Annotated in this window: 25 protein-coding genes and 1 tRNA gene; 18 read left to right on the forward strand and 8 right to left on the reverse strand. The window is 54.3% G+C overall.

What is annotated here, in order from left to right:
* The first annotated feature begins 15 nt into the window (after positions 1-15).
* The 7 genes from Q1L34_RS03695 to Q1L34_RS03725 all read left to right on the forward strand — a co-directional run bounded on the left by Q1L34_RS03695 (position 16) and on the right by Q1L34_RS03725 (position 5,282).
* Complete coding sequence (locus Q1L34_RS03695) at positions 16-597, forward strand: fimbrial protein (RefSeq protein ID WP_015585730.1); 582 nt, start codon at positions 16-18, stop codon at positions 595-597.
* Positions 590-1,072, forward strand: a complete 483-nt coding sequence (locus tag Q1L34_RS03700) for a fimbrial protein (protein ID WP_015585731.1) — start codon at positions 590-592, stop codon at positions 1,070-1,072. The genes Q1L34_RS03695 and Q1L34_RS03700 overlap by 8 nt, the downstream gene beginning before the upstream one ends.
* A gap of 12 nt (positions 1,073-1,084) precedes the next feature.
* Positions 1,085-1,951: an MrpH family fimbial adhesin gene (locus tag Q1L34_RS03705; RefSeq protein WP_015585732.1), complete on the forward strand. Its 867-nt coding sequence runs from the start codon at positions 1,085-1,087 to the stop codon at positions 1,949-1,951.
* A 268-nt stretch (positions 1,952-2,219) separates the two neighbouring features.
* Positions 2,220-3,086 (forward strand): MrpH family fimbial adhesin, encoded by an 867-nt coding sequence (locus Q1L34_RS03710; protein ID WP_327204360.1) that lies wholly within the window; start codon positions 2,220-2,222, stop codon positions 3,084-3,086.
* A gap of 74 nt (positions 3,087-3,160) precedes the next feature.
* Positions 3,161-3,961, forward strand: a complete 801-nt coding sequence (locus Q1L34_RS03715; protein ID WP_015585734.1) for an EAL domain-containing protein — start codon at positions 3,161-3,163, stop codon at positions 3,959-3,961.
* A gap of 114 nt (positions 3,962-4,075) precedes the next feature.
* Positions 4,076-4,831, forward strand: coding sequence for a winged helix-turn-helix domain-containing protein (locus Q1L34_RS03720; RefSeq protein ID WP_325958526.1), 756 nt, complete (start codon positions 4,076-4,078; stop codon positions 4,829-4,831).
* Between the two features lie 52 nt (positions 4,832-4,883).
* Positions 4,884-5,282, forward strand: a complete 399-nt coding sequence (locus tag Q1L34_RS03725; RefSeq protein ID WP_227499891.1) for a FidL-like protein — start codon at positions 4,884-4,886, stop codon at positions 5,280-5,282.
* A 214-nt stretch (positions 5,283-5,496) separates the two neighbouring features.
* On the opposite strand, the gene Q1L34_RS03730 is transcribed toward Q1L34_RS03725, so the two are convergent.
* A tRNA-Phe gene (locus Q1L34_RS03730) sits at positions 5,497-5,572 on the reverse strand.
* A gap of 105 nt (positions 5,573-5,677) precedes the next feature.
* Entirely contained in the window at positions 5,678-6,391 is a 714-nt protein-coding gene (locus Q1L34_RS03735; protein ID WP_103072914.1) for a DUF554 domain-containing protein, read from the reverse strand.
* A 437-nt stretch (positions 6,392-6,828) separates the two neighbouring features.
* On the opposite strand from Q1L34_RS03735, the gene Q1L34_RS03740 reads away from it, so the two are divergent.
* The gene (locus Q1L34_RS03740; RefSeq protein ID WP_044346282.1) at positions 6,829-8,985 is read left to right on the forward strand and encodes an ornithine decarboxylase; all 2,157 of its coding nucleotides are present in this window, start codon (positions 6,829-6,831) and stop codon (positions 8,983-8,985) included.
* Positions 8,986-9,031: 46 nt separating this feature from the next.
* On the opposite strand, the gene Q1L34_RS03745 is transcribed toward Q1L34_RS03740, so the two are convergent.
* Positions 9,032-9,724 (reverse strand): response regulator, encoded by a 693-nt coding sequence (locus Q1L34_RS03745; RefSeq protein ID WP_015585738.1) that lies wholly within the window; start codon positions 9,722-9,724, stop codon positions 9,032-9,034.
* Positions 9,714-11,357 carry an ATP-binding protein gene (locus Q1L34_RS03750; protein ID WP_064359205.1) on the reverse strand — a complete coding sequence of 548 codons (1,644 nt, stop codon included), beginning with the start codon at positions 11,355-11,357 and terminating at the stop codon, positions 9,714-9,716. The genes Q1L34_RS03745 and Q1L34_RS03750 overlap by 11 nt, the downstream gene beginning before the upstream one ends.
* A gap of 347 nt (positions 11,358-11,704) precedes the next feature.
* Here Q1L34_RS03750 and Q1L34_RS03755 point away from each other — a divergent pair, with 347 nt between their 5' ends.
* Genes Q1L34_RS03755 through citG form a run of 8 tightly spaced genes read left to right on the forward strand, consistent with a single transcriptional unit; the run spans position 11,705 to position 19,015 of the window.
* Entirely contained in the window at positions 11,705-13,066 is a 1,362-nt protein-coding gene (locus Q1L34_RS03755) for a 2-hydroxycarboxylate transporter family protein (RefSeq protein WP_064359204.1), read from the forward strand.
* 17 nt (positions 13,067-13,083) lie between these two features.
* A complete protein-coding gene (locus Q1L34_RS03760; protein ID WP_305841154.1) occupies positions 13,084-13,947 on the forward strand; it encodes a fumarylacetoacetate hydrolase family protein in 864 nt (287 codons plus the stop codon).
* Positions 13,948-13,960: 13 nt separating this feature from the next.
* Entirely contained in the window at positions 13,961-14,980 is a 1,020-nt protein-coding gene (gene citC, locus Q1L34_RS03765) for a [citrate (pro-3S)-lyase] ligase (RefSeq protein ID WP_032718242.1), read from the forward strand.
* A gap of 16 nt (positions 14,981-14,996) precedes the next feature.
* Positions 14,997-15,287 carry a citrate lyase acyl carrier protein gene (gene citD, locus Q1L34_RS03770; protein ID WP_004867561.1) on the forward strand — a complete coding sequence of 97 codons (291 nt, stop codon included), beginning with the start codon at positions 14,997-14,999 and terminating at the stop codon, positions 15,285-15,287.
* Positions 15,287-16,162 (forward strand): citrate (pro-3S)-lyase subunit beta, encoded by an 876-nt coding sequence (gene citE, locus Q1L34_RS03775; protein WP_004867558.1) that lies wholly within the window; start codon positions 15,287-15,289, stop codon positions 16,160-16,162. The genes citD and citE overlap by 1 nt, the downstream gene beginning before the upstream one ends.
* A gap of 10 nt (positions 16,163-16,172) precedes the next feature.
* A complete protein-coding gene (gene citF / locus Q1L34_RS03780) occupies positions 16,173-17,690 on the forward strand; it encodes a citrate lyase subunit alpha (RefSeq protein WP_032718241.1) in 1,518 nt (505 codons plus the stop codon).
* Between the two features lie 4 nt (positions 17,691-17,694).
* Positions 17,695-18,234: a citrate lyase holo-[acyl-carrier protein] synthase gene (citX, locus tag Q1L34_RS03785; protein ID WP_004867550.1), complete on the forward strand. Its 540-nt coding sequence runs from the start codon at positions 17,695-17,697 to the stop codon at positions 18,232-18,234.
* Positions 18,212-19,015: a triphosphoribosyl-dephospho-CoA synthase CitG gene (gene citG / locus Q1L34_RS03790; RefSeq protein ID WP_015585741.1), complete on the forward strand. Its 804-nt coding sequence runs from the start codon at positions 18,212-18,214 to the stop codon at positions 19,013-19,015. Before citX ends, citG begins: the two co-directional genes overlap by 23 nt.
* 39 nt (positions 19,016-19,054) lie before the next feature.
* On the opposite strand, the gene Q1L34_RS03795 is transcribed toward citG, so the two are convergent.
* From Q1L34_RS03795 to mutY, 4 genes are all read right to left on the reverse strand, one after another.
* Complete coding sequence (locus tag Q1L34_RS03795) at positions 19,055-20,314, reverse strand: nucleoside permease (protein ID WP_004867542.1); 1,260 nt, start codon at positions 20,312-20,314, stop codon at positions 19,055-19,057.
* Positions 20,315-20,553: 239 nt separating this feature from the next.
* A complete protein-coding gene (gene mltC, locus Q1L34_RS03800; RefSeq protein ID WP_327204569.1) occupies positions 20,554-21,636 on the reverse strand; it encodes a membrane-bound lytic murein transglycosylase MltC in 1,083 nt (360 codons plus the stop codon).
* A 50-nt stretch (positions 21,637-21,686) separates the two neighbouring features.
* Complete coding sequence (locus Q1L34_RS03805; protein ID WP_099144026.1) at positions 21,687-21,962, reverse strand: oxidative damage protection protein; 276 nt, start codon at positions 21,960-21,962, stop codon at positions 21,687-21,689.
* A 27-nt stretch (positions 21,963-21,989) separates the two neighbouring features.
* Positions 21,990-23,048: an A/G-specific adenine glycosylase gene (mutY, locus tag Q1L34_RS03810; protein ID WP_088883669.1), complete on the reverse strand. Its 1,059-nt coding sequence runs from the start codon at positions 23,046-23,048 to the stop codon at positions 21,990-21,992.
* A 136-nt stretch (positions 23,049-23,184) separates the two neighbouring features.
* On the opposite strand from mutY, the gene trmB reads away from it, so the two are divergent.
* Entirely contained in the window at positions 23,185-23,904 is a 720-nt protein-coding gene (trmB, locus tag Q1L34_RS03815) for a tRNA (guanosine(46)-N7)-methyltransferase TrmB (RefSeq protein WP_004867525.1), read from the forward strand.
* Positions 23,904-24,230 (forward strand): YggL family protein, encoded by a 327-nt coding sequence (locus Q1L34_RS03820; RefSeq protein WP_004867521.1) that lies wholly within the window; start codon positions 23,904-23,906, stop codon positions 24,228-24,230. The genes trmB and Q1L34_RS03820 overlap by 1 nt, the downstream gene beginning before the upstream one ends.
* The last annotated feature ends 28 nt before the right edge of the window (positions 24,231-24,258 follow it).

Here is a 24,258-nt window from a genome sequence, read left to right on the forward strand (position 1 = left end):
CGTCGGGAGAGCAATATGAAGATGGTTTGCTTAAAAAAAGGAGGCTGGCTCGCCCTGATGCTGGCAGCCGGACCGCTTAATGCCGCGGACGACCCGGTGGATGGCAGCGATGGTCTACTGCACGTTCACGGAACGTTAACGGAAAGCGCCTGTCGTCTGGCCATGGAGTCGGCCTGGCAGGAGGTCGACATGGGAAACACGGCGACAGGGATGCTCAAGCGGCCCGGCGACCGGGGCACGCCGGTGCGAGTGGCGATTCGGCTGGAAGATTGTCTGCCAGCACCGTCCTCAGTCCGCGATGCCTGGAGCGGAGATTTGCTCTGGAGCCGTGATATGCCCTCGATCACCGTGAGCTTTGTGGCGCAGGGGGAACGGCTTGCTCCCGAGCTGGTTAGCGTATCCGGGACCCATGGATTAGCGCTCCGGCTGAGCGACCGCCAGCATCGCAACGTGCGTCTGAACAGTGAGGGTCACCCGCTGCTGCTCGACCCGGGCGGCAATACGCTTTTTTACTATATTGCACCGGAACGCACCGCCGCCCCGCTGGTGGCAGGCGCGTGGCAGGCGCTGATCCATTTCAGGCTAAATTATGACTAATCCACGGTATCGACTGCTGACAGTCCTGATAGCGCTGACCCTGGCTCCTGCATCATGGTCTTCTTTAACGGTGAACGTAACCGGCGTGGTGGTGGAAGGGGTTTGTGAAATCAATAACGGCGAAACCATCCACGTGGATTTTGGTAATAACCTGCAGCCACGTCTGATTGACGGCGAGAACTTTATGAAAGCGATTGAATACTCGCTGACGTGTGAGGATCTGACCTCGAACGATCTGGAGATGGAGTTTGAGGGGATAGCAACTTCTTTTAGCGAGGATTACCTGGCCACCGATCGTGAAGGGCTGGGGATCAAGCTGTATATGAATGGTGAATCGATGCCACTCAATACCTGGATGCCTTTTACCTGGCCGGAAGTGCCGGTGTTGCAGGCAGCACCGGTTAAAAGCGAGGCGACTGAAGTGGAAACCGGCGTGTTTAGCGCATCCGCTACCCTGAAAATTCAGTATCAGTAAGGGAAAGCTCTTATGATTCGATTGTTATATGCCCTGATTTTACTGGCGGGAATGGCCTTCAGTCCGACCGTTTCCGCATCCATCTGGAGTTGGATTGATACTCTGAGCGCCTGCTCAGCGACGCAGACCTATTGCTACGACTACAACTTCACCATTGCCGACTGGGATGAAGATGATTCAACGCCCAACCCGTGCTATTCGCTTTCGGCCTGCACTATCTTCATTGGCCACAGACACAACGCGGCGGGTACCTCAGGTAGCGGGATCGTCCGCTCATGGGGAGCGGGGGCCTATCCTTTTATCATTGAGTCTGAAACGGTCGGTGATTTAGCAAAACAGTTCAAAGCGATTTTCTCGCTCCCCTTTTCCAGCACCACCAACCATAAAGCGAACACCGTCGCCACAGAAGAGTGCGTTGGCCTGTTCTACGCCGCCGGGAAAAACCTCGGAAGTAATAATTCAGCGGTGAACCAAACGGCTTTTGAAGGACATCCCATTATGCCCGGTAGCATCTGCGGATCTGCGCCGGCGCCAAGCGGTTCATGCGATTTTGATCAGGATGTGCTCACGCTGGATCACGGCACCTTAACTCGCCAGGAGCTGGAAGGGCATGAAGTCAGTGAAAACGTCAGCATCAGCTGTACGACTTCGCAAACGCTCAAACTGTACATTTACTCTTCTGACCATGTGCCATTACGTGATGATGGAAGCCTGTACTCAGAACTCTATATGAACGACAACATTTTGGGCTCGGCGGGTTTCACGCTGGATGTGGCTGAGCAGGAGAATGTGACGGTGAAATCAATTCTACATACCAACGGCAACATTGACGCCGGGGAGTTTTCTGGCTCAACGGTGATGCTGATCACTGTGGAGTAATCAACGATAAAACGTCGCCATGAAACCGCGTAAAACACGATTGTGTATAAATGACGGGGGACACATTTAGCATAATTTTCTGGCGATGATGAAAGTGGCATCAGTCGTACAATTCATCGTGTATGACTGCGTGCCACGTAATAACTTCTGGGTTAATAATCTCTGTTTTCAGGCTGCTTTGGTAAAAATAATTAAGCTTAAATGACGTTGGGAGAGTTTAATTCTCTCGTAATAATAAAATGATAGTATCGATGATGGGAATGAACTTATGTTATCAAAGGTTTTAATAGCCAGTACGCTGATGCTCTTTTCTGCAAATATTATGGCGGCAATCTGGAGCTGGATTGATTCGGTGGTCGATACTTCCGGTCCAATATATAATAACTATGCGTATGCATACCGAATTGACGCCTGGGATGATGATGATGATACGCCAAATCCCTGCTATGGCCTGAACGCGTGCACGTTATTTATTTCGCATCGTCATAATGAAGATGGCACGTCGAGTTACTCGGTTAAGAATTATTATGGTACGGGCGGAACTGGATATTATGCCTTTTTATTAACGGCGAAAACCATTGGGGAGTTAGGCACATTAATGAAACCTACGCTCAACCTGCCAATAACCGGAACTATAAACCACTCATCAGATAAAACTATTCCCGATGAGTGCGTCGGGATTTTTTATGCTGCAGGGAGTAATTTTGGGACCGGAACTTCTTCGTCTGACAACCAGTTTAATGGTCATCCGCTGTTGCCCAGTTCAGTATGTGGCGTGGCACCTACGCCCAGTTCAACCTGCAACTTCGATAATGATGTGATTAATCTGGACCACGGAGTGCTGCCATCCGCTGAAGTGAATGGTCATGCTGTTTCTGAGGCAATCAATATCACCTGCTCAAAAGTCGCTGAGATGAAGCTGTATATGTATCCCGATTCGAAGATACAACTCTCTGATAATGGTGGTTTTTATAGTGATTTGTATGTGGATGATGCGCTGATTCCATCGACGGGCGTCAGTTATGACGTTGACTATACCCGCACGCTCAACATCAAGTCTGTTCTTCGAAGTAGCGGAATCCTTCAGCCAGGTACTTTTTCTGGCTCCGCGATTATCGTCATGGAACTGAACTAAAGGGTCCTTTGGTTTTGTCACGATAATCATCACCGAAATGATCATGCTCATTGACCTTGAATGAGCATGATCTCATGTTTGAGACGCGTTTGATGTCCGATTTAGAGTTTTATAGACGTAAATTTTGCAGGGCGATGAGTCATGATGAAATATTTCCTTATTATCAACCTGTTATTAATGTAGATTCGGGCACCGTTTATGGTCTGGAAGTACTGGCGCGCTGGCAGGGAAAGAACGGAGTGGTCTATTCGCCAGCCATTTTTTTCTCTCATCTGGAAAAGTATGGGCTGGAACAAAAACTTTCTGAGTTCCTTATGCAGTGCGTGGCGAAAGATATAACAAAGTTGTGTGCGTTGCTACCTCATGGAATACATCTGACGATGAATTTTAGCGTGGCTACTTTACAAACTCCTGGGTTTATTAATACATATTTATCGTTTATATCCAGATTTCCAACGGGAAGATATGTATTTGTTGTGGAATTAACTGAAACTCAGGCCTTAAATAAGGCAGCGATATCAACTCTACAAAGACTGAAGCTTGCTAACGTCAAAATTTTCCTTGATGATTTTGGAATTCGGCATTCTAATCTTAATTATCTACTGCTGCTTGATATCGACGGGCTAAAGTTAGATAAATGCTTTGCTGAAAACTATCTTTCAGTGAAAGGCAACAAGGTGATCGAGGGCATACTTACGCTTGCGCGTTCATTGAACGTCGAGGTGGTAGTTGAAGGTGTAGAGGTAAAAAGCCAAAGTGAATACTTCTATGCCCGGGGTGTTTTTCATCAGCAAGGTTTTTTACACGCTAAACCAATGAGTTGTGAGAATCTTAAAGTATATATGGAGTCTTCTTTTATTAAAAAGACACAGTGAAATTGTGTCTTTATTTGGCCGTCAGGTACAGGTACTATAAATTAATATAGTAGATAGCCAAAGGTTTTCGGGTAATAGTCTTAAAGTCAATTGGAATGCTTGGTGATGAGGTAGATGAAATATATAATTAATGGCACGGTACAGTTTCTTGTTGCTGAACGAAAATTAACCGGTAATGGTGGTGTGGAAGTCATTCTTTCTAATCCAGCATGTCGGTTATTAATCGTATTTCTTGAACATAATCATCAACAGGTCAGTCGAGAAATTTTGCTGGAAAAAGTTTGGGAAGATTTTGGGTTGGTTTCATCAGAAAGCAGCCTAAATAATAGCATCAGTAGCCTGCGGCGCGGACTCCGTGATGTCGGGATAGATAATACGATTGAAACAGTGCCGAAAAAAGGGTTTGAGTTTCATGTCGATGATCTGTTGTTAGAGAATATCACCGCTGATTTTCTCATCAATAATATGGAGAGCGAAGCGGTTGTCGGCAGTGGTGTAAAGACTAAACCAAAGAGCTTACTGAAAAATCACGGGCAGATCATTTTTTCAGCGCTCTTTGTTTTATTTATACTTTTCTCTGTTTTATTATTTTATAAAGAAAAAAACCAGGAGTACAAACTTTTCGGTCATGTTGGAAAATGTAATATTTATTTCTTTAATGGCATTAAAAGTAATGTGAAGAAGTATTTCTCCAGCACCAGAGGGAAAGAATTATTGTCCCAGTGTAACCAGCCTGCCGTTGTGTATTATGATGAAACCAGCAGGGGCAAGAAGGGTGGAATACCTGAAACTATTGCTTCTATATGCAGCATTGGAGTAGATGGAAAAATAAATGCGTGTAAAAACTATGTCGATATTATTCATAATTAGTAGCATTGTGATACTGACGATCGTTTTCGTCATTATACGTAATGAATCGGCGGTGGAAGAGTTAAATTGTTCCGGAAATGTTGATATTTTAATGAGCTCATCAGGCGTTCAGACTTTAGATGGTGATATCCAAATTACTGCCCATCTTGTTCCCTCCGTTGGACGCAGGAGCTACGTTGCTGAATATGGTAAGGTTGTCTATGGCGGCAAGAGCTACGTTATTGACCGTAATGTCAGACTCTTATTTAAGGAAACTAAGAGCAATGGTTTCTCCGAAGTGCACAGGGAGGGCGTGGATAAAAATCAATCTGATACGCTTCCTGATCACATTGCGCAGGCGCTATTATCTTCACAATCGATTTTCTTTTATCGGTTGGACAAAATACAAAATGGTATCTGGCGACTGAGTGATTTGAGACGAACCATTTTTATTTGCAAAGTCATATCATGATCTTATCCGGGAACGGATGACGGATTGAACATGGACTGGGTCGGGTACGAACGTGCCCGGACCCGGACTCACGCCGCAGGCGTTGAACAGCGCGCTTGTCGCGCTGGCCCCGAAGGGGTGAGCGGCGTGCCGCGAATAATCGAACGAAGTTCGATGGAGAGTCTGTATTGCAGAAAGCAAAAAACCAGCCCTCAGGCTGGTTTCTTTAAATAAGTGGTGCCCGGACTCGGAATCGAACCAAGGACACGGGGATTTTCAATCCCCTGCTCTACCGACTGAGCTATCCGGGCAACGGGGCGCATTAAAACCGATTCGCCTCGCTTCGTCAACGAAATTTATTTAAATCGATGCAGACTGCACAATCTATCACCAGTTTGAATTAAAAGCACCCGTTTTCAGGTGAAAAAAAGCGTCCAGGCCGCTGAAATCGGCATCGCCAGAAGCAGGGCTGGTAGCATGTTAACCACCGCAAACATCTTAATTCCGCAGATGCGCAGCCCGGTCGCCAGCAGCAGCATGCCGCCGACGGCGCTGAAGTCGGCCATCATCATCGGCGTGGTGAGCGGCATGATCAGCGATGCGCAGGCCGCCAGCGTGAGCTGGATCAGCAGCATCGGTACGCAGATAGCTGAAACGGCAAATCCCAGCGTGCAGGCGAAAATCGTGGCGGTGAAAAAGTCGAGAAAGGCTTTGGCGATCAGTATGCTGGCATCGCCGGTCATCCCTTCACGCATGGCGCCGAAAATCCCGGTGCCGCTGGCGCAGAACAGAACAATAATGGCGACATAGCTCTGAATAAACGACGTATTCAACTGCGCCTTTTTTTTGCCCGCTGGCGTGAGCCACTGCTGAAGCTTACTGACCAGAGTATTGGTGCCTTTTTCCATATTGCAGGCTTCGCCAAGCAGCGTGCCGACCAGCGTGGAGAGTACCATCACCGGCAGGTTGACGCATTTCACGACCAGCAGGATACCAATCCCCAATGAGGCCAGACCAAAAATAGAGGTCATCGATGTCCGAATCCGCTCCGGCAATCGTTGGCTTAACAGCGCGCCCAGTACGCCGCCTAAAAGGACCGCGCCGGCATTAATAAAAGGTCCTGTCACCATTAGCAGTGCTCCTGTTCATTATCCCTGACAACGGCATCATTATGACCCGAAAGCAGGGTAAAGGCCTGCAAATCCGTCGCCTGTTTGCATACCGATTTCATCTTGCGCAGCTATGTCAAAGGTGACATTATTGCGCGAATTTTCTTCTCTTCAACGATGAGGCCGCCGATGATCACCCCATCCGTACATCAGCATTGCCGCTGCGCGCAGATGCGTAAGCCGCCTCATCTTGCTACTCTGCATTCTGATTCCCTGCCCCCCATGCGGTGAAGGCAGCGCATGCTCACTGCAGGACAACAGTAAGATCGGACCCGGTCTGCTTTTACTGATGTCTGGCGGTCGGAGCTGGAATCCAGTCGGACCCTGACATTTCGTTGGGCAAGGCATCAGCGCCTTGCCTGAAGCCTTTTACTCTCCGGAAACGGGTATTCGCGCTAATGAAATCAATGCACATTGCCGCCAGCCACGCGCTGGTCTCTCATCTCTCTACCCACCGTCGCGTGGTGGCGCTGGACAGTACTGATTTTACCGATGTGGCGGCAGTCGTCATTACCGCAGCGGACAGCCGCAGCGGCATCCTCTCTCTGCTTAAACGCAGCGGCTTTAACCTGCCGGTCTATCTGCTGACCGATAGCGACATGGCAAAGCCAGACGGCGTGACGGCGATCATCGGCGGGAAGGAGCAGGAGTGGCTCGAACTGGAAGCCGCTGCCTGCAGCTATGAAGAGAACCTGCTCCCGCCGTTCTTCAATACCCTGACGCAGTACGTCGAGATGGACAACAGCACCTTTGCCTGTCCGGGGCATCAGCACGGTGCTTTCTTTAAAAAACACCCGGCGGGCCGCCAGTTTTTTGACTTCTTTGGCGAGAACGTTTTCCGCGCCGATATGTGCAATGCCGATGTGAAGCTTGGGGACCTGCTGATCCACGAAGGCTCGGCGAAACATGCGCAGAAGTTCGCGGCGAAGGTTTTCAATGCCGACAAAACCTATTTTGTCCTCAACGGCACCTCGGCGGCGAATAAAGTGGTCAGCAACGCGCTGCTGACGCGCGGCGACCTGGTGTTGTTCGACCGCAACAACCATAAATCCAACCACCACGGCGCGCTGATTCAGGCGGGGGCCACGCCGGTCTATCTCGAAGCATCGCGAAATCCGTTTGGCTTTATCGGCGGTATCGATGACCACTGCTTTGATGAACACTACCTGCGTAATCTGATTCGGGAAGTGGCGCCGGAAAAAGCCGATGCGCCACGGCCGTTCCGCCTGGCGGTCATTCAGCTGGGCACCTACGACGGGACGGTCTACAACGCCCGTCAGGTGGTGGATAAAATTGGCGGCCTGTGCGACTACATTCTGTTTGATTCCGCGTGGGTCGGCTATGAACAGTTTATTCCGATGATGGCCGACTGCTCGCCGCTGCTGCTGGATCTGAATGAAAACGATCCGGGCATTTTTGTTACCCAGTCGGTGCATAAGCAGCAGGCGGGGTTCTCGCAAACGTCGCAGATCCACAAAAAAGATAACCACCTGCGCGGGCAGGCGCGATTCTGCCCGCATAAGCGGCTGAATAATGCCTTTATGCTACACGCTTCCACCAGCCCGTTTTACCCGCTGTTTGCGGCGCTGGACGTGAACGCCAAAATCCACGAAGGAGAGAGCGGCCGCCGGCTGTGGGCGGAGTGCGTGGTGCAGGGGATTGAAGCGCGCAAGGCGATTATCGCCAGTTGCAAAATGATTCAGCCGTTTATTCCGCCGGTTGTGGCGGGTCGCCGGTGGCAGGATTATCCTACCGAGACGATTGCCCGCGAGCGGCGTTTCTTCAGCTTTGAACCGGGCGCCCGCTGGCACGGTTTTGACGGTTATGCCAGCGAGCAGTACTTTGTCGATCCGTGTAAATTGCTGCTGACTACCCCGGGCATTGATGCCGAAAGCGGCGAATATACAGGGTTTGGTATCCCGGCGACCATTCTGGCGCACTACCTGCGTGAGAACGGCATTGTGCCGGAGAAATGCGACCTGAATTCGATCCTGTTCCTGCTCACCCCGGCCGAGAGTGCGGAAAAAATGGCCCGCCTGGTGGCGATGCTGGCGCAGTTTGAACAGCATATCGAAGCCGACACGCCGCTGGCCGACGTACTGCCGACTATCTATAACAAATATCCGGTTCGCTATCGCGATTACACCCTCCGCGAGCTGTGCCAGGAGATGCATGACCTGTATGTCAGCTTTGACGTGAAGGATCTGCAAAAAGAGATGTTTCGTAAGCACAGCTTCCCGCGCGTGGTGATGAACCCCCAGGATGCCAACCGCGAGTTTATTCGCGGCAACGTTGAGCTGGTGCGGTTAAGCGAGGCCGAAGGCCGGGTCGCCGCTGAAGGGGCGCTGCCGTATCCGCCGGGCGTGCTGTGCGTGGTCCCGGGAGAAGTCTGGGGCGGGGCGGTGCTGCGCTATTTCCTGGCGCTGGAAGAGGGCGTCAACATGCTGCCCGGTTTTTCACCCGAGCTGCAGGGAGTATATAGCGAGACGGATTCTGACGGCATCAAGCGGCTGTACGGCTATGTCCTGAACCAGGCGGCTATGCGCCTTTCTTAATACCGGACCCTCTCCCGCAGTGTGTCGGGAGAGGGAATGCGGTGGCTCAGCCCGCGCTATGTCTGTACATTCTGCGCGGATGGCCAATTTTACCGTATTGCATCTCCACGCTGAGAAAACCGCTCTCCACGCAGTGTTCCAGATAGCGGCGGGCGGTGGTTTTACTCAGTCCCGTCGCGCTCGCGACTTCGTCCACCGAAAAGCAGTGCAGCGTATGGTGGCTAAAGAGATTTTGTACCCGCGCCAGCGTATTCCCCTCTATGCCTTTGCTGCCGTTATCCTGACGGTAGTTTTTCGCCTGCAGTTGATACAGGGAGTCCACGTTTTGCTGATCGACAATCTTCCACACCCGCTGTTGTTCAGCGAACTGCATAAAGCGCTCAAGTGACTGGTTAAGACGCTTCCACGATACCGGCTTGAGAATGTAGTCGAACGCGCCGTTGCGGATCGCCAGGCTACAGGTATCCATATCGCTGGCGGCGGTGATAAAGATGACCGAACAGTGGGTACCTGCCAGCATCGCATTGCCGATAAGCGTAATCCCTTTCCCGTCCGGCAGGTAATTATCCAGCAGCACCAGCTGCGGTCGCTTACTCTCAATTTGCGTCTGCGCGTCAGCCAGAGATGACGCAATGCCCACCAGCCGCAGGCCCGGATGTTTGCCAATCAGCTCCGCATGCAGCAGCGCCAACGCGTGCTCGTCTTCCACGATCAGTACATCGATAAGTTCATGTTGCATAGTCGGTCTCTTCCAGTTCCAGTTCCTGTTCCGGGCGCCAGGCGCTTCCCGTGGCGGGAATAAACAGTGAAAAAATCGCGCCGCGGGGTATATTGTCGGCGACCTCGATCGTCCCGCCAGCCTGGCTGACATAGCTGTCGATCAGGTACAGTCCGATGCCGTGGTCGCCGCAGGTTTTGGTGGTGATGCCGCGCTCAAATATCCGCTCGCGCAAGGCCGGCGTAATGCCGACCCCCCGATCGGCCACTTCGACGATCAGCTCTTGCGCATTCAGCTTGATCAGCACCTCTACCGGCTCGTGCGGCAGCGGCGCGCGCTGCGTCGCTTCAATGGCGTTATCCAGCAGGTTGCCGATAATCGAAATCAGCTCTGCTTCGGCAAGCGGTGCGAAGGGGCTCGCCATCCGGCAGGCCGGATCGAAGCTCAGTTGCACCCCTTTTTCGCGGGCGCGGGAGGCCTTGCCTAACAGCAGACCGCACAGCGTTGGCGAATGAAAGCGCGACGAGATAAAGTCCAGCAGCTCCTGGGCGTGTTCTGACTGGGCCTGAATATAGTGAATGGCTTCCTCATAGCGCCCCATATGCAGCAGGCCGGAGAGCGTGGTCATGCGGTTGAGCTGCTCATGGCGCATGATGCGCAGATTGTCGACGTAGCGTTTCACCTGGCTGAGCTGAGCGCTGAGGGTGTCTATCTCATTGCGATCGCGGAAAGTTATCACCCAGCCCTGCAGCGAGTCCTCCAGCATGATCCGTACGCGGCTGGCGATCACCGTCAGATCGTTGAACCGACAGATCTCATCATGCGTGTCCCGTTGCAGCATCGTTTGCGGTGAGAAGAAGGGGACGGGGGCGATCACCTGGCCGATCGGCTGTCCGCGCAGCTGTCGGGCGGGCTGATTCAGGCCCAGCAGCTTCCGCGCCGCCTGGTTGATCACCTCGATCCGCAGATGGTTATCGATAGCGATCACCCCTTCGTAGATCGACTCCATCATCGCCTTTTGCTGGCGCACCAGCAGACCGATTTCACGCGGCTCCAGCGAGAAAATCTGCTTCTTAATGCTGCGGGTAAAAAACCATGAAAACACGAACAGGGCCACGAGCAGCAAAACGGCAGCGAGCAGAATATTGACGGCTTTACTGACGGTAATGGTGTCGAGATAGCTGGTGAGATAGCCCACGGAGACAATACCCACCACCTGGCCGTCCTCGCTGAATATCGGGGCTTTGCTGCGCAGCGAAATTCCCAGACCTCCCTGGCGAATGGTGGTGGTGGTTTTGCCCTTCAGCACCTCCTCGTTATCACCACCCACGAGCAGAGTGCCGACCCGGTCGGCGAACGCCGAATGAAACAAATGACGACCTTGATTATCGCCGACGACAATAAAACTGGCGTCACTGCGTGCCGCTATTTTATGCATGAAATGAGTGATTGCGCTAATATCCTTTCTGGCGACATTTTCCCGTAATACAGGGATGATGGCGATCTCTTCTGCTTGTATTTTTGCCCGCGTACTCATTTCCATATACAGCTGTTTTTCGACATCAATATAATAATAGCCTCCCAACAGCACGAAGAGTACTGAGAAAAAGGCCGTCAGTGAAATGAACAGCTTTATTTGAAATGACACTTTCATCGCTATCACGCTGGGTATCAATGGAAGTGGCTAATATATCATCTTTTTTCCGGCTGGCATCTGCTTTGCCGGAAACTTGTGATCCTTTGCACAAGCGCTCTGCATAAGGAAAATATTGCTGCCGCAGCAGATCTTAAATTTACGTTAATAAATGTTATTTGTTTGTTCGTTTTAGAAAATAAACCATAAAAACCACGCCAATAAATAAACTATGAATCACATTAAATAAAAGAAACCATTAAAACCATAGCATCCATTAAAGTTTCGGTTTTAATATGCTGATCCTCACATTAAGTCTGCTTTTGGCACATTAAGCTGCCTGCACAAAATAACCAAGGGGCTTAATAATGAGCACAACTGACGATTCTTTCTCTGTTACCCAGGACCCAATTGATATTCACAAACCTTCGCTCAAAGAGCGCTGGTGGCATATTATGGATAGCTGGAAAGTAGGGATTATTCCTTTACCGCTGTTTGTTCTTGCCGGACTGCTGATTGCCGTCGATTGTCTGGGGGGGAAGTTACCGAGTGATATCGTGGTGATGGTTGCCACGCTGGCGTTTTTTGGTTTTGCCTGCGGCGAATTCGGCAAACGTCTGCCGATCGTCGGCAAACTCGGTGCGGCGGCGATTTGCGCGACGTTCATCCCTTCGGCGCTAGTCTACTACGGCCTGCTGCCGGATGTGGTGGTGGAGTCCACCACCAAATTCTACAAATCCACCAATATTCTCTATCTCTACATCTGCTGCATTATTGTCGGCAGTATCATGAGCATGAACCGCACCGTGCTGATTCAGGGCTTCCTGCGCATCTTCTTCCCGATGCTGTGCGGTGAAATTGTCGGCATGATCGTCGGTATGAGCGTGGGCCTGGCGCTCGGTCTTGAACCGTTCCAGATCTTCTTCTTTATCATACTGCCGATCATGGCGGGCGGCGTGGGCGAAGGCGCGATCCCGCTGTCGATCGGCTATGCGACGTTGCTGCATATGGATCAGGGCGTGGCGCTGGGACGCGTCCTGCCGATGGTGATGCTGGGCGGCCTCACCGCCATTATCATCTCCGGCTGTCTGAACCAACTCGGCAAACGCTATCCGCACCTGACCGGTGAAGGCCAGCTGATGCCAAACCGCGCGAATACCGATGAAACGGCCCCCCAGCCGGCCTTCTCTGGAAAAGTCGACGTTACTACCATCGCTTCCGGCGCGCTGCTGGCGGTACTGCTGTATATGCTGGGGATGCTGGGCCACAAGCTGATTGGTCTGCCTGCACCGGTCGGCATGCTGTTCATGGCGGTGCTGGTGAAACTGTTTAACGGCGTCTCCCCGCGCATCCTTGAAGGTTCTCAGGTGGTCTACAAATTCTTCCAGACTTCTGTGACCTATCCCATCCTGTTTGCCGTTGGCGTCGCGATCACCCCGTGGCACGAACTGGTCGCTGCTTTCACCGTCAGCAACCTGCTGGTGATTATCAGCACCGTCTCTGCGCTGGTGGCGACCGGTTTCTTCGTCGGCAAAAAGATTGGCATGCATCCGATTGATGTCGCCATCGTCTCCTGCTGCCAGAGCGGACAGGGCGGCACCGGTGATGTGGCGATTCTGACCGCCGGCAATCGTATGAGCCTGATGCCATTCGCCCAGATTGCCACTCGTATCGGCGGCGCAATTAATGTCTCGGTCTCGCTGCTGATTCTCGGCAACTTCCTTGTTTAAGTTTTCAGGAAACAACAATGAAACTCGCAAGCTTTATCTATCAGGACATTCGCAGCTTCGGCATCGTCAAAGCCGAAGGGATGATTGATTTAGGTCGTCGTCTTGGCGATCGCTACGGCGACCTCAAGGCGCTGCTGCAGGGTAACGGCCTGGCTGAAGCCAGCCGCTATCTCAACGATGTGGTCGATGTGCCGATGAGCGCCGTCACCTTCCTGCCGGTGATTGAGCAGCCGGAAAAGATCCTCTGCGTGGGCATGAACTATGCCGAAAAGCGCAAAGAGTTCGATCAGCACAATCCGGCGCCGACGCTGTTTGTCCGCTTTGCCGATTCTCAGACGGCGCACAACGCGCCGGTGTTGAAACCGCGCCATTCCCGCGAATTTGACTACGAAGGCGAACTGGCGGTGATTATCGGCAAAGGCGGCGAAAACATCCGTCGCGAGGAGGCGCTGCGCCACGTTGCTGGCTACAGCTGCTACATGGATGGATCCGCACGCGACTGGCAGCACAGCTGGTTTACCGCGGGGAAAAACTGGCGGCAGACCGGCGCATTCGGCCCGTGGATGGCGACCGCGGATGAGATCCCGGATCCGCATCAGCTGACGATCCGCACCTGGCTGAACGGCCGGATGGTTCAGGATGACAACACCAGCAGCATGATCCACAAGGTGGCGGAGCTGATCGAGTACATCAGCACCTTCACCCGCTTAAGCCCGGGCGATGTGATCATCACCGGATCGCCGGGTGGGGTGGGGAAAAAGCGGAACCCGCCGCTGTTTATGCAGGAGGGCGATCGCATTGAGGTTGAGATTGAGCATATTGGCCATCTCAGCAATGTGATCATGGAAGCGCCAGCCAGCACGCTGACGACGGCACATTGAGTAAGGCGTGATGATGGACTCGCAACCTGCTATCGACTTTCGCTTCACGGAAGTGGCCCAACACCCGGAACGTCTGAGCCGGATTCGTTACCTGCTGACGGACAGCGGTCTGGGGATGGACAACGATATCACGCTGTTCGTTGAGGCCTGGTCCGGAGAGCAGCTGGTGGGCTGCGCGGGGCTGGCCGCCAACGTTATCAAATGCGTGGCGGTCGATGAGCAGCTGCGCGGTGTGAATCTCAGCGCGCGGCTGCTGGCGGAAGTGGAAAACGTCGCCCTCGCGCGCGGCCATTTTCATCTCTTCCTCTGCACCCGGCCCTGTAACGAGGAGCGCTTTTCCCGCAGCGGCTTCTGGCCTGTCGCCCGCAGTGGCAATAACGCGGTATTGATGGAGAACACGCCGCAGGGCATTACGCGCTACTGCCGTTCGCTGCGCGGTGAGCGCCGGCCCGGCAAGGATATCGGGGCGATTGTCATGAATGCGAATCCGTTCACGCTTGGCCACCGCCATCTGGTGGAACACGCGGCGGCACGCTGCGACTGGCTGCATCTGTTTGTGGTACGTGAAGACGCCTCATTCTTTCCGTTCGCCGCGCGTCTGGAGATGGTACGGGCCGGAGTGGCGCATCTGGCGAATGTCTCCGTGCACGAGGGCTCGCAGTACATCATCTCGCGCGCCACTTTTCCGGCCTACTTCCTGAAAGAGAGCGGAAAAGTGCAGCAGGCGTGGAGTGAAATCGACGTGCTGATCTTTCGCGACTACATCGCGCCGTCTCTCGGCATTACCCATCGTTTTATCGGCTCCGAGCCGTTTTGCGATATCACCCGTCAGTACAACCAGACGCTGCACGAACTGCTGGCGGGTCGTATCAACGTTGAGGAGATGACCCGTATTAAGGTTGGGGGAAGCGCCATTTCGGCCTCGGAAGTCCGTCGTTTACTTAAGACAGAACAGTATTCTCGTATTCGGGACATTGTCCCGGAATCCACTTTCGCGCATCTCGAAGCGCACTACAGCGCGGAAGTCGCTTAATTATCAGGAAACGATCATGAAAATTGTAAGGGAGGCGCTGGCCGGTACGCAGGAGTCCAGCGACCTGATGGTGAAAATCGCCCCCGCCGACGGCGAGCTGGAGATTGTCATCCACAGTGAAGTGATAAAGCAGTTTGGCGAGCAGATTCGTCAGGTGGTTGAGGAAACGCTGCACGCGATGGCGGTGCGGCAGGGGTTGATTATCATCGAAGACAAAGGCGCGCTGGATTGCGTCATTCGCGCGCGCCTGCAAAGCGCGGTGCTGCGCGCTGCCGATGAACCGCATATCGACTGGAGGACGCTGTGATGAACAGGCTCCGTCGTAGCATGTTATTCCTGCCGGGCGCTAACGCAGCGATGCTCTCTACCGCCTTTATCTACCGTCCCGATTCGATCATGTTCGATCTTGAGGACGCGGTGGCGCTGCGCGAGAAAGACAGCGCGCGCCTGCTGGTCTGGCATGCGCTCCAGCACCCGATGTATCAGGATATCGAAACCGTGGTGCGCATTAACCCGCTGAGCACGCCGTTTGGCTTGCTGGATCTGGAGGCCGCCGTGCGAGCTGGCGTGGACGTGATCCGATTGCCGAAAACCGATACTCCGGAAGATATCGACGAACTGGAAAGCCACCTGGTGCGCATCGAGCGCGACTGCGGGCGTGAAGTGGGGTCCACCCGCATCATGGCGGCGATTGAGTCGGCCGTTGGCGTCATTAACGCCGTGGCTATTGCTCGCCGTTCCCCGCGGCTGATTGGTATTGCGCTGGCGGCCTTTGATTATGTGATGGATATGCAGACCGAGCGCAGCGATGGTACCGAACTGTTCTACGCCCGCTGTGCGGTACTGCATGCCGCGCGGGCAGCCGGCATCGATGCCTTCGACGTGGTGTGGTCAGACGTGAACGACGAAGCCGGATTCCTGCGCGAAGTCGAGTTGATTCGCAAAATGGGCTTTAACGGCAAATCGTTGATTAACCCGCGTCAGATTGACCTGCTGCACAATGCGTATGCGCCAACCCGACAGGAGGTTGAACACGCGCAGTTAGTGATTGAGGCCGCGCAGGAGGGGGAACGCAATGGCCTGGGCGTGGTCTCGCTCAACGGCAAAATGGTCGACGCCCCGATTATTAACCACGCACAGAGAGTGCTGGAACGCGCGGCCGCCTCCGGCGTCCGCCGTTAAGGATAAAACAATGAACCAGACAGAACTTCTCCATGCGACCTTCCCCCATCTGCGGGATTTAAAACCGTTTGATTCTGCCCTCAGCGCGACGCCCTGGCTGGCCGACGTAGAGGAAAAGCATCGCCGTAAGCTGTGTGAATCCCTCGAGGAGGCGGTGGTGCGCAGCGGCCTGCAGGACGGAATGACTATCTCCTTTCACCATGCCTTCCGTGAAGGCGATCGGGTGATTAACAGCGTGGTGGCGAAGCTGGCGCAAATGGGTTTTAAAGGCCTGACGTTGGCTTCCAGCTCCTTGATGACCTGCAACGATGCTCTTATCGAACATATCCAGAGCGGGGTGATTCGTCGCATTTATACCTCAGGGATGCGCGGGAAACTGGCGGAGGCTATCTCCCACGGAGTGATGGATGAGCCGGTGCAGATCCATTCCCACGGCGGGCGAGTGAAATTATTACAGGATGGCGAGCTGAACATTGACGTCGCGTTTCTCGGTGTGCCGTGCAGCGATGAGTTCGGCAATGCCAACGGCACCCACGGGCGCTCCTGCTGCGGTTCGCTCGGCTATGCGATGGTCGATGCGCACTTTGCCCGACGGGTGGTGCTGCTGACTGAAGAACTGGTGCCTTTCCCCAATATGCCCGCGAGCCTGATGCAGGATCAGGTGGATTACATCGTGCAGGTGGATAGCGTGGGCGACCCGGCGAAGATCAGCGTCGGCGCGGCGCGCGTCACCAGTAACCCGCGTGAACTGATGATCGCCCGCTATGCGGCAGATGTGATTGAGCACTCCGGGTACTTCAGGGACGGTTTTTCGATGCAGACCGGCTCCGGTGCGGCGGCCACCGCCTGCACCCGCTTTATGGAAGAGAAGATGGAGCGTAGCGGCGTGAAAGCCCGTTTTGCGCTGGGGGGGATTACCGGCAGTCTGGTGGATCTGCATGAGAAAGGACTGATTGAAAAGCTGCTCGATACGCAGTGCTTCGACGGTCAGGCGGCCGCTTCGCTGGCGCGCAACCCTCATCATGTGGAGATCTCCACCAACGTCTATGCCAACCCGGGCAGCAAGGCGGCGAGCTGTGACCAGCTCGACGTGGCTATTCTCAGCGCGCTGGAAATCGACGTCGATTTCAACGTTAACGTGATTACCGGTTCCGACGGCGTCATGCGCGGGGCGTCCGGCGGTCACTGTGATGTGGCGGCAGCGGCAAACCTGACTATTGTCGTCGCCCCGCTGCTGCGTAGCCGTATTCCCACGGTAGTGAAGCGGGTGACGACGCGACTAACGCCGGGAGAAAGCATTGATGTCCTGGTCACTGACCACGGCATTGCGGTGAATCCGGCACGACCGGAGATCCGCGCGCGCCTGATTGCCGCCGGGATGAACATCGTCGATATCGACGCGCTGTACGCGCGGGCTATCTCGCTCTGCGGGGTCCCCAGACCCATTGAATTCACGGACAAAATCGTCGGCGTCATTCGCTACCGCGACGGGCGGGTGATTGATACCGTGCGCCAGGTTAAGGAGTAACAACATGACCACTGCGACACCCGTGGAGGCGGGTGTCAGCCTGGAGGCGTGGCTGGCGGCGAAAGAGTGCCGCGCGGCGCGCCAGGCTGACTGGCTAAGACGTTATCAACAGCCGATTATTTCGCTGACCCTGGTGACGCCGGGAACGGTAAAAAATAGTCTCCGCTACCGCAATACGATGGGCGTGGCGCTCCAGATGTGCGACCAGCTGCTGTGGGAGAACCGCTGGCCGGTGCGGGATCGCCAGGTGCTGTGGCTCCCGACGGGGCCTGAGGCGATGTGGTCCGTGGCGCATAATGCGCCGGAGATCAAGGCCCACTGCGTGGCGCTGGAGCAGAGTCATCCGCTCGGTAGGCTGTGGGATCTGGATGTGATCTGCCCGCAGGATGGCCACGTTGGCCGTCTGTCGCTGGGGCTGCACATGCGCCGCTGCCTGGTGTGCGATGAGCCGGCGCATGTCTGCTCTCGCTCGCGCAAGCATCCGGTCGGACAGGTGGTGGGAGGCGTGGAGAAGATTATCAATGACTGGTTTGCCCGCGACTAAATTTTGCGCCATTGAGGTCCCTCGTCTGGCGGAAGAGGCCCTGTGGCAGGAGCTGGAGCTGACCCCCAAGCCGGGGCTGGTGGACCGACTCAACAACGGGGCTCATCATGATATGGACCACGCTCTGTTTGTCCGCAGTATTACTGCGATTACGCCGTGGCTCTCCCGCTTTACCGAGCTGGGGAGTGACTACGCAGACCAACCGGCAGGCGAGCAGCTGCGTCTGCTACGCCCGATGGGCATTGCCTGCGAGCAGGCAATGTATGCCGCAACCGGCGGCGTGAATACTCATAAAGGGGGGATATTTTCTCTCGGGCTGCTCTGTTTTGCCGCCGGAAGAGTGCGGGAGGTGACCGCGTCAAGCCTCTGTAGCGAAGTGAGGATTCTGTGCCGGGGGCTGGTGGCGCGTGAGCTGGCTGGCCGCAGTGCGGCAGTAACCGCAGGCGAACGTCAGTTTCAGCAGCTGGGTTTAACCGGCGCACGCGGTGAGGCGGAAAGTGGTTTTGCGACGGTACGTCGCGTCTTGCCCCTGTGGAACGGCCGCCAGCTGCATGATTTGCTCCTGCGCCTGATGGCGGTGAATCCGGACAGTAATCTGGTGTCGCGCGGCGGTATTCACGGGCTGCGATATGTACAGAGCTATGCGCAAACGCTGCTGGCGAACGGCTGGGATCGTCGGCGCTTACTGGAGATGGACAGAGCGCTGATAAGGCGTCATTTAAGCCCGGGTGGGAGTGCGGATTTACTGTCGGTGGCGTGGGTTTTAGCGAAGTGCGGCTGATGTCCCTCCCCCCGAAGAGCAGGGGGAGGAGGCAATCGGTTAATGCGCGGCGGTAGTCTGCGCGCCGGCCGGTACACGCACGTGTTTGTATTTAAACAGCGCGATGAAGGCGATGGCCAGAACCAGCGAGTAGGCGGCAAAGATCAGCCAGACAGGCTGCCAGTCGGTGATGCCGTTGGTGGTATACATCTCCACCACTTTCCCGCTCACCACGCCGCCGAGGATACAGCCGAAGCCGTTGGTCATCATCAGGAACATCCCCTGGGCGCTGGCGCGGATTTCAGGTCTCACCTCTTTCTCAACAAACACCGAGCCGGAGATGTTGAAGAAGTCGAAGGCGCAGCCGTAAACAATCATCGACAGAACCAGCAGCACGGTGCCGAACGGGGTCGGATCGCCATAGGCGAAGAGACCGAAGCGCAGCATCCAGGCGAAGATACTGATAATCATCACGTTCTTGATGCCATAGCGGCTCAGGAAGAACGGAATGGTCAGAATGAACAGGGTTTCGGAGATCTGGGAAATCGACATCATCACCGACGCGTGCTCAACGATAAAGCTCCCGGAGAACAGCGGGTTATTATCGAAGCTGTGCAGGAAGGTATTCCCGAACATGTTGGTGATTTGCAGCTCTGCGCCTAACAGCATGGAGAAAATAAAGAAAATCGCCATCCGCTTGTTTTTAAACAGGGCAAAGGCGTCGAGGCCAAGCATGCTGCTCCAGCTCTGGTTTTTCTGCTGATTGGAGACCGGAACGTGCGGCAGCGTCAGGGTGAACAGCGCGAGGACAACGGAAAGCACCGCACCGATGTAGAGCTGCATGTGGCTCAGTTCGAAGCCCGCGAAGCTGACGCCCCACATTGCCATGATAAAGCCGATGGTGCCCCAGATACGAATCGGTGGGAAATCCGTCACAATATCCAGACCGGCGGATTTCAGTCGGTAGTAGGAAATCGTGTTGATTAAGCCCAACGTTGGCATATAGGCCAGCGAGTTAAGCAGAATCACAAAGAACATCTCCCCAGGCGTGGTGACCTGGGCCGCCATAAACAGCGTACCCGCCCCCACCAGATGGCACAGCGCGTAAACCCACTTCGCGCTGATCCACTTATCCGCCACGATACCCAGCAGCGTTGGCATCAGAACCGCCGCAATGCCGAGCGAGCTGTAAACGGCGCCGATAGACGCACCGTCGAACTTGAGCGTCACAAACATATAGGAGCCAAGTGTAGTCAGCCAACTACCCCACAGGCAGAACTGCAGAAACGACAATATTTTAAGCTGCAGCTTAAGGTTCATGTTATTTTCCTCACGAGTAAGCGGGGGATGTGTTGTGATAATTACATTCAGGGTTTCAATTTGATGAAATTCTATCAGTTAACGCCGCGATGTTTTGTTACCTTCCGCAAAAAAATGCAATCCCCATTAATTTGCAGATTAGATTGTGATGCAAATAACATTTTCCTATGGGAAAGGCGAGGTGAAGCGGGAAAAACCGCCCCTCTCACGTCAGGAAAGGGGCGGGTGAGGAGATAACCTTATTTCCGGCGGTAGGACTTCTGCGCCGTATTCACCTTATAAAGATAGCGGCGCGATTCCGCCGACGGGTGACGGTTGGTGAGGGTGGAATAGACATCCCCCGGCGTCATGCTGTTGATAATATTGGCCGCCTGGACCTTATCGCTGGAGAAGACGCGCAATACGCTGCCGGCACCGCCGTTATATGCGGTGATCACGGCATAGCGGCGCGAGGTCGGGTTATCGATACCTGACAGGTACACATTATTCAGCATCGCCAGATAGGCGGTGCCGGTATCAATGTTATTCGCCGGATCGAACAGATAGCTGCGGCTTGGCAGTCCCGATTTCCCCTGCGCCCGGAAGACATCTTTCCCGGCGCTGTGCTGCACAACCTGCATCAGACCCAGCGCATCAGCATGGCTCACGGCGTACGGGTTGAAAGAGGATTCGGTCTGCATAATCGCCAGAATCAGCGACTCATCGACGCCATACTTCCGCGCCGACTGGCGAACGTACCCGATGTACTTATGCGCACGTTTGTCGAGGTGGTTCGGCACCAGATTAATGGTGATGCTGTAGATCATCCGCATGCCGTTGCTGCGGCTTTTCAGCCGCGTTTGCAGCAGATAATCGGCATAGCGCGAGGCTCGCCACTCCCAGCGAATCGGATCGCCGTGGTTATCCACCACCTGGCCGTACAGGAACGGCTCTTTCGAGATCTGGATATCATCGGCATCGGAATAGAGGTCGATTGACCCCGGATCGTCGCCCATCAGTAGCGTCTTAATGATGGTCTGACGTAAACGGCCGGTCGGATCGGTACCGGCGATGGTCTCGACGGTGATGGTGCCCTCATCAAAGTTGATGTGGCTACGGGTCTGATACTGATCGGTGTACTTAACGTAGTCTTTCGGCCCGGCGAGCAGAACTTCGTTATAACCCCAAATATTTTCGATGTTATGGGCGAACTGACCCATCAGAATATCGAAGCCGTTGGTGTCCTTAACCCAGGCTTCGTTATACCCATCGCCCTTTTTATTTGAGCTGGAACACGAAACGAGCAAAGGCGCAATGAGCGCTAGCGCTAAATATTTTTTCATCATTCCGGGAGTGTGCGTTGTGTTTGTTGTGCTTAAGAGTCAGAGGACTCTTACTTTTTTTCAGGCGGCGTGTAGCCTTCAATGTGCACATCTTTCCCTTCAAACAGGAACTTGATCATCTCCTGTTCCAGCAGCTTGCGATGCTCCACGTTCATCATGTTGAGCTTTTGCTCGTTGATTAACATGGTTTGCTTATGCTGCCACTGGGCCCACGCCTCTTTCGAAATCTCGTTATAGATGCGTTTGCCTAACTCACCCGGATACAGCTGGAAATCCTGGCCATCCGCTTCACGCTGCAGGAAAGTACAAAAAATCGTTCTGCTCATTAGTCATCCTCTTTATTCGCCAGAAAGCTATGCAAGAGCCCCGGCCTTCAACTGTTGCAACAAGCGCTCCACGGGAGCCGCCAGTCCAACCGACGGCGGCTGCGCTAAGTTATACCAGAGTGTGCTGCCTTCATCCATGCATGCGCCAGATGAATCTATGCTAAGCCACATCGGCACAATATCCAGATGGAAATGGCTGAAAGTGTGGCGGAACGCGGTCAGCTGCGTCAGATTATCATCCTTTATCCCACGCTCAGCCAGCCATTCGCGGAGCGCGGCCTCCTCTTCAAACTGCGGAAAACAGAATAATCCGCCCCATAAGCCGACCGGCGGACGCTGGGAAAGTAACACCTCGTTGCCATGCTGCATCAGCAGGAAATAGCCCGTCCGCTCCGGAATGGTCTGCTTCGGTTTTTTGCCAGGATATTGTGCCCATGAATGGTTTGCGTAAGCGATGCAGCCGTTACTTAACGGACAGATCTCGCATTTGGGTTTTGTACGGGTGCAGACTATCGCCCCGAGATCCATCATCGCCTGGTTAAAGCGCTCGACCCCTTTTGCCGGGGTGACCTCTTCGCTGATCTGCCATAATCGTTTCTCAACCTCTTTTTTCCCCGGCCAGCCGTTGACCGCATAGCAGCGGGCCAGCACGCGCTTCACGTTGCCATCGAGAATGGGGTAATGCTTGCCAAGGGAGAGGGATAAAATCGCGCCGGCCGTGGAGCGTCCGACGCCGGGTAGCGCCGCCACTTCGTCAAAGGTTTGCGGGAATTCGCCGCGGTGCAGGCTCGCCACCTGCTGCGCCGCCTTATGTAAATTACGCGCGCGGGCGTAATAGCCCAGGCCGGTCCACAGATGCAGCACTTCATCCAGCGGCGCCTCGGCCAGATCGATAACCGTCGGGAAGCGCGCCATAAAGCGTTCAAAATAGGGAATAACCGTGGCGACCTGCGTTTGTTGCAACATCACCTCGGAGAGCCATACTTTGTAAGGCGTTTTACCCATTTGCCATGGCAGGGTTTTACGCCCGTATTTGTCGTACCAGTCCAGCACCTGGGCTGAAAATTGCGCGGCGAGAAAAGTCAAAGCTACAGCTCCGGAATCGCGATATCAGGGTGGCAGATTGCAGCATAAGGGCGACAGGCTGTAAACCCTTGCATCCGTCGGGTAACTTTGGATAATGCCCGTTTTCCGCACACTCTCACAAGCAGACCTAACTTTTATGAAAAACGACGTCATATCTCCGGAATTCGATGAAAACGGCCGCCCGCTGCGCCGTATTCGTAGCTTCGTCCGCCGCCAGGGCCGCCTGACCAAAGGGCAGCAGCATGCGCTGGATAACATTTGGCCGGTGATGGGCGTTGAGTTCAACGATGCGCCGCTCGATTTTGCCGCGCTGTTTGGCCGCAACGCGCCGACGACGCTGGAGATCGGATTCGGCATGGGCGCTTCGCTGGTGGCGATGGCGAAAGCGAAGCCTGAGCAGAATTTCCTCGGTATCGAAGTTCACTCACCGGGCGTCGGTGCCTGCCTGGCCTCCGCCGAAGAAGAGGGTGTACACAACCTGCGCGTGATGTGTCACGATGCGGTCGAGGTGCTCCACACCATGATTCCGGATAATTCCCTCAATATGGTGCAGCTGTTTTTCCCTGACCCGTGGCATAAAGCGCGTCATAATAAACGCCGTATCGTACAGGCGCCTTTTGCTGAGCTGGTGAAAAGTAAGCTCAAACTGGGCGGCGTCTTCCACATGGCGACCGACTGGGAGCCGTATGCCGAGCATATGCTGGAAGTGATGTCATCGCTGGAAGGGTATCGTAACCTGTCAGAAAGCAACGATTATGTACCGCGCCCGGAATCGCGTCCGGTAACCAAATTTGAACAGCGTGGCCATCGTCTTGGCCACGGCGTATGGGACTTAATGTTCGAGAGGGTGAAATAATGGCAAAGAATCGTAGCCGTCGTCTGCGTAAAAAAATGCATATCGACGAGTTTCAGGAAATCGGTTTTTCCGTCGCATGGCGTTTTCCGGAAGGGAGCACCGAAGAGCATATCGATCGCACCGTGAATGACCTGATTGAAGAAGTGATCGAGCCGAACAAACTGGCGTTTGACGGCAGCGGTTACCTCTCCTGGGAAGGGCTGATCTGTCTGCAGGAAATCGGGAAATGTACCGAAGAGCATCAGGCTATCGTGCGTAAGTGGCTGGAAGAACGCGGGCTTGCCGATGTGCGCACCAGCGAACTTTTTGACGTCTGGTGGGACTAAGTTTGACAAGGGTCGGCAATTGCCGACC

Origin of the sequence: Klebsiella ornithinolytica, from assembly GCF_030505655.1 — a bacterium.
GTDB classification, from domain to species: domain Bacteria; phylum Pseudomonadota; class Gammaproteobacteria; order Enterobacterales; family Enterobacteriaceae; genus Klebsiella; species Klebsiella ornithinolytica.

Coding starts and splice junctions, on each gene's coding strand:
- trmB (WP_004867525.1), top strand. CDS start 23,185: ATGAAAAACGACGTCATATCTCCGGAATTCGATGAAAACGGCCGCCCG.
- Q1L34_RS03750 (WP_064359205.1), bottom strand. CDS start 11,357: ATGAAAGTGTCATTTCAAATAAAGCTGTTCATTTCACTGACGGCCTTT.
- Q1L34_RS03715 (WP_015585734.1), top strand. CDS start 3,161: ATGTTTGAGACGCGTTTGATGTCCGATTTAGAGTTTTATAGACGTAAA.
- citD (WP_004867561.1), top strand. CDS start 14,997: ATGAAAATTGTAAGGGAGGCGCTGGCCGGTACGCAGGAGTCCAGCGAC.
- Q1L34_RS03760 (WP_305841154.1), top strand. CDS start 13,084: ATGAAACTCGCAAGCTTTATCTATCAGGACATTCGCAGCTTCGGCATC.
- Q1L34_RS03710 (WP_327204360.1), top strand. CDS start 2,220: ATGTTATCAAAGGTTTTAATAGCCAGTACGCTGATGCTCTTTTCTGCA.
- Q1L34_RS03700 (WP_015585731.1), top strand. CDS start 590: ATGACTAATCCACGGTATCGACTGCTGACAGTCCTGATAGCGCTGACC.
- Q1L34_RS03695 (WP_015585730.1), top strand. CDS start 16: ATGAAGATGGTTTGCTTAAAAAAAGGAGGCTGGCTCGCCCTGATGCTG.
- Q1L34_RS03735 (WP_103072914.1), bottom strand. CDS start 6,391: ATGGTGACAGGACCTTTTATTAATGCCGGCGCGGTCCTTTTAGGCGGC.
- citC (WP_032718242.1), top strand. CDS start 13,961: ATGGACTCGCAACCTGCTATCGACTTTCGCTTCACGGAAGTGGCCCAA.
- citX (WP_004867550.1), top strand. CDS start 17,695: ATGACCACTGCGACACCCGTGGAGGCGGGTGTCAGCCTGGAGGCGTGG.
- Q1L34_RS03795 (WP_004867542.1), bottom strand. CDS start 20,314: ATGAACCTTAAGCTGCAGCTTAAAATATTGTCGTTTCTGCAGTTCTGC.
- citF (WP_032718241.1), top strand. CDS start 16,173: ATGAACCAGACAGAACTTCTCCATGCGACCTTCCCCCATCTGCGGGAT.
- citE (WP_004867558.1), top strand. CDS start 15,287: ATGAACAGGCTCCGTCGTAGCATGTTATTCCTGCCGGGCGCTAACGCA.
- Q1L34_RS03740 (WP_044346282.1), top strand. CDS start 6,829: ATGAAATCAATGCACATTGCCGCCAGCCACGCGCTGGTCTCTCATCTC.
- citG (WP_015585741.1), top strand. CDS start 18,212: ATGACTGGTTTGCCCGCGACTAAATTTTGCGCCATTGAGGTCCCTCGT.
- mltC (WP_327204569.1), bottom strand. CDS start 21,636: ATGAAAAAATATTTAGCGCTAGCGCTCATTGCGCCTTTGCTCGTTTCG.
- Q1L34_RS03745 (WP_015585738.1), bottom strand. CDS start 9,724: ATGCAACATGAACTTATCGATGTACTGATCGTGGAAGACGAGCACGCG.
- Q1L34_RS03820 (WP_004867521.1), top strand. CDS start 23,904: ATGGCAAAGAATCGTAGCCGTCGTCTGCGTAAAAAAATGCATATCGAC.
- Q1L34_RS03705 (WP_015585732.1), top strand. CDS start 1,085: ATGATTCGATTGTTATATGCCCTGATTTTACTGGCGGGAATGGCCTTC.
- Q1L34_RS03805 (WP_099144026.1), bottom strand. CDS start 21,962: ATGAGCAGAACGATTTTTTGTACTTTCCTGCAGCGTGAAGCGGATGGC.
- Q1L34_RS03755 (WP_064359204.1), top strand. CDS start 11,705: ATGAGCACAACTGACGATTCTTTCTCTGTTACCCAGGACCCAATTGAT.
- Q1L34_RS03720 (WP_325958526.1), top strand. CDS start 4,076: ATGAAATATATAATTAATGGCACGGTACAGTTTCTTGTTGCTGAACGA.